The sequence below is a fragment of the Microbacterium sp. Kw_RZR3 genome (assembly GCF_029222405.1).
In the GTDB taxonomy this organism is placed as follows: Bacteria; Actinomycetota; Actinomycetes; order Actinomycetales; family Microbacteriaceae; genus Microbacterium.
In genome coordinates this window covers 1-2809 of record NZ_JARHXC010000169.1, presented here as the reverse complement: position 1 = coordinate 2809, position 2809 = coordinate 1, and the positions used below count along the sequence as shown (strand labels likewise).

Below are 2809 nucleotides of genomic sequence, written 5' to 3'. Positions count from 1 at the left end.
GCGCGCTCAGCCGGTACGCGTGCTCGGCCGGTCCGCGCGGTCGGCGCGTGCGGGTGCTCAGACGGTGCGGAGTCCGTCGAGCGCGATCCGCACGATGTCGTGGCCGAGGCGATCGCCGTCGACACTGCCGCCGGGGCGGTACCACTCGACGACCGAGTTGATCATGCCGAACAGCAGGCGCGCGGCGACCGCGGCGTCGACATCATCGCGCACGCTGCCCTCCGCCTGCGCCTCGGCGACGAGGGCGGTGACGCGGTGGTCGAACACGCGTCGGCGCTCGAGCGCCGCCTGCTCGACGGCGCTGTTCCCGCGCACGCGAAGCAACAGGGTCACCGCGGGCAACTGGGCCACCAGCACGTCCGTCGCCCCCGTGAGGACGAATCGAAGACGATCGGATGCCGCGCCCTCGCGGGCACCGGGCTGGTCGAGAACGGCCTCGAGGCCGCCGAGCGCCGCTTCGAGGGCGACCGCCAGGAGCTCTTCCTTCGAGGCGAAGTGGTGGTACAGCGCCGACTTCGTCAGGCCGAGGCGACGGGCCAGGTCGGCCACACTCGTCGCGTCGTATCCCTGCTCGTTGAAGAGCTGCACCGCGACGGCGAGCAGACCCTCACGGTCGTACCCGGGACGCCCGCGGCGCGCGGGAGCCGTCGTCGTCGCAGAGGGGTCGGCAGCGGTCACGCACTCAGTGTGGCACTTCGATCGAGCGTTTCCGCGTCAGCGCGTGTCGCGCCACGAGTGCTGCGGGTCGTAGCCGAGCAGGCGGCGCGCCTTGTCGATCGACAGCAGCGTCGTGTTCTCGCCCAAATCGCCGCGCGTCTCGACGCCGGGGAACACCTCGGCGACGAGCTCGGCGTTGGGGCGGGTCATGACGGTGTCGGCCGCGGCGATGATGAACGTGTCGAACCCGGCCGGTGTCTTCTCGAGGGCGCGCTCGACGGCTTGCGCGCCATCACGCGCATCGATGTAGCCCCACAGGTTCCACTTGCGGGTGCGCGCGTCGGCGTCGAACGGGAACTCGGCATAGTCGTCGGGAACCATGACGTTCGAGAAGCGCAGGGCCGTGATCGACAGTTCGGGGTTCCAACGCACCAGTTCGACGGCCAAGCGCTCCTCGAGCGTCTTGACCAGCGAGTACACCGACTCAGGTCGCGGCGCGTACTCCTCGTCGACGGGGATGTAGGGCGGGTCGATGTCGAACGGCAGACCGAGCACCGTCTCGCTGGAGGCGTAGACGATTCGCTGGATGCCGAGGCGCACCGCCGCCCAGAACACATTGAACGTGCTGGTCATGTTGTTGTGGAAGGTCGCTACGTCGGACCGGATGCCGGGAGCGGGGATCGCGCCGAGGTGCACGAGGGCGTCGACGCCGTCGTGCTGATCATTCACTCCCGCGAGCGCGTCGATGACCTGGCCGTAGTCGGTGAGGTCGACCTGCACGAAGCCAGGACCGCGCTCGCCGCGGATGTCGAAACCGATCACTTCGTGACCGGCGGCGCGGAGCTCCCGCGCGACGACCGTGCCGAGCTTTCCGGACGAGCCGGTGAGAGCGATGCGCATGGGGCTCCTCGATGTCAGGGGACGTTCTCCGACGCTACCGCCGCCCTCCGACATCGGGGCCGTCTCCAGAAAGCGGAAATTCTGCACAGGTGTCCGCTCCGCGTCAACCTCTCGGTCCGGTTTCCGTCCGAAGTGTTTCGCTATGTGGACGGAACCGCCTCTTCAGCACCCCGGGTGTGCACGCACACCCCGACAGGAAATCGATGCCCTCTTTGTCCACCGCCACAGACGCGTTCCTCGCGTCGCGGGCGGCTGATGGCGACCAGCTCGCCTTCGGAGTGCTGGTGCGTCGTCACGCGCCGTTCCTCGTCGCGTTCGCCACCCGCCTCACCGGCTCGCGCGCCGACGCGGACGACTGCGTCCAGGAAGCCCTGATCACCGCGTGGCGGCGCCTGCCCGACCTCACCGAGCCCGAGAAGGTGCGCAGCTGGCTGACGACGATCGTGTCCCGCAAAGCGACCGATCGACTCCGCGCCCGCAAGGTCTCCGATCAGATCGATGAGCAGATGGTCTCGGCGAAAGACGACCCGGAGCGCTCGGTTGTGGCATCGTCGCAGATGGACGCGCTGAAGAACGTGCTGTCCGAGCTGTCCGAAGAGTTGCGCGTGGTCTGGGTGTTGCGCGAGATCGGCGGCCACAGTTACGACGAGATCGCCGTCGAAGTCGGCGAGAACGCGGCCACGGTGCGCGGCCGACTCGCTCGGGCTCGGAAGATCGTGCTGGAACGCATGCAGGAGTGGAGGTGAGGGGATGAGCGACGACGTCGACGACATCGGGGGCTCGGGCTATTCGCTCGAGGACCTCTCCGCTTACCTCGATCGCGGGCGCGTTCCGCGCATCGCCGCGATCGAGCGCAATGCGGAATGCCAGGCCGTTCTGGCATCCATGGAACGGATGGGGCGGCTCTCGCGAGAGATCGTCGAGGAACAGGCCGCCAAACCCCTGGCCGAGTCCTGGTACGACTCGATCATGCGCGAGGTGATGCGCGAGTTCCGCGCGGGCCGCGATATCCCCCTCGTCCGAGGCGCCGACGGTGTCGAGATCGTCGTGACGGAGGGGGCGCTCTACGAGCTCATCCGTTCCGTCGGTGACGGCGTCGACGGCGTGCTGGTGGGGCGTGTGCGCCTCCAGCAGAACGAGCCCGATGCCCCGCTCGACGTGCGTGTCTCGGTGAGTGTGCGCTTCGGCCGGGCCATGACGGATGCCGTGGAAGAGATGCGCGAAGGGATCCGTGCCGCGATCCAGCGACACG

General features: G+C 68.6%; 4 protein-coding genes. 2 read left to right on the top strand and 2 right to left on the bottom strand.

Annotated elements, in window-relative coordinates; translation table 11 throughout:
- Positions 1–57: 57 nt before the first annotated feature.
- Together P2P98_RS08925 and P2P98_RS08920 are read right to left on the bottom strand one after the other, a co-directional pair.
- Positions 58–678, bottom strand: a complete 621-nt coding sequence (locus P2P98_RS08925) for a TetR/AcrR family transcriptional regulator (RefSeq protein WP_275799295.1) — start codon at positions 676–678, stop codon at positions 58–60.
- A 36-nt stretch (positions 679–714) separates the two neighbouring features.
- Positions 715–1557, bottom strand: coding sequence for an NAD(P)-dependent oxidoreductase (locus tag P2P98_RS08920; RefSeq protein ID WP_275799292.1), 843 nt, complete (start codon positions 1555–1557; stop codon positions 715–717).
- 203 nt (positions 1558–1760) lie between these two features.
- Between P2P98_RS08920 and P2P98_RS08915 the strand changes: the two genes are divergently transcribed.
- Entirely contained in the window at positions 1761–2303 is a 543-nt protein-coding gene (locus P2P98_RS08915) for a sigma-70 family RNA polymerase sigma factor (RefSeq protein WP_275799289.1), read from the top strand.
- A gap of 4 nt (positions 2304–2307) precedes the next feature.
- Positions 2308–2809 (top strand): hypothetical protein (locus P2P98_RS08910; RefSeq protein ID WP_275799286.1); only part of this gene is annotated, 502 nt, incomplete at its 3' end.

Bases quoted from the DNA above. Each gene is read 5' to 3' on its own strand.
- P2P98_RS08915 (WP_275799289.1), top strand. From the start codon at position 1,761: ATGCCCTCTTTGTCCACCGCCACAGACGCGTTCCTCGCGTCGCGGGCG.
- P2P98_RS08920 (WP_275799292.1), bottom strand. From the start codon at position 1,557: ATGCGCATCGCTCTCACCGGCTCGTCCGGAAAGCTCGGCACGGTCGTC.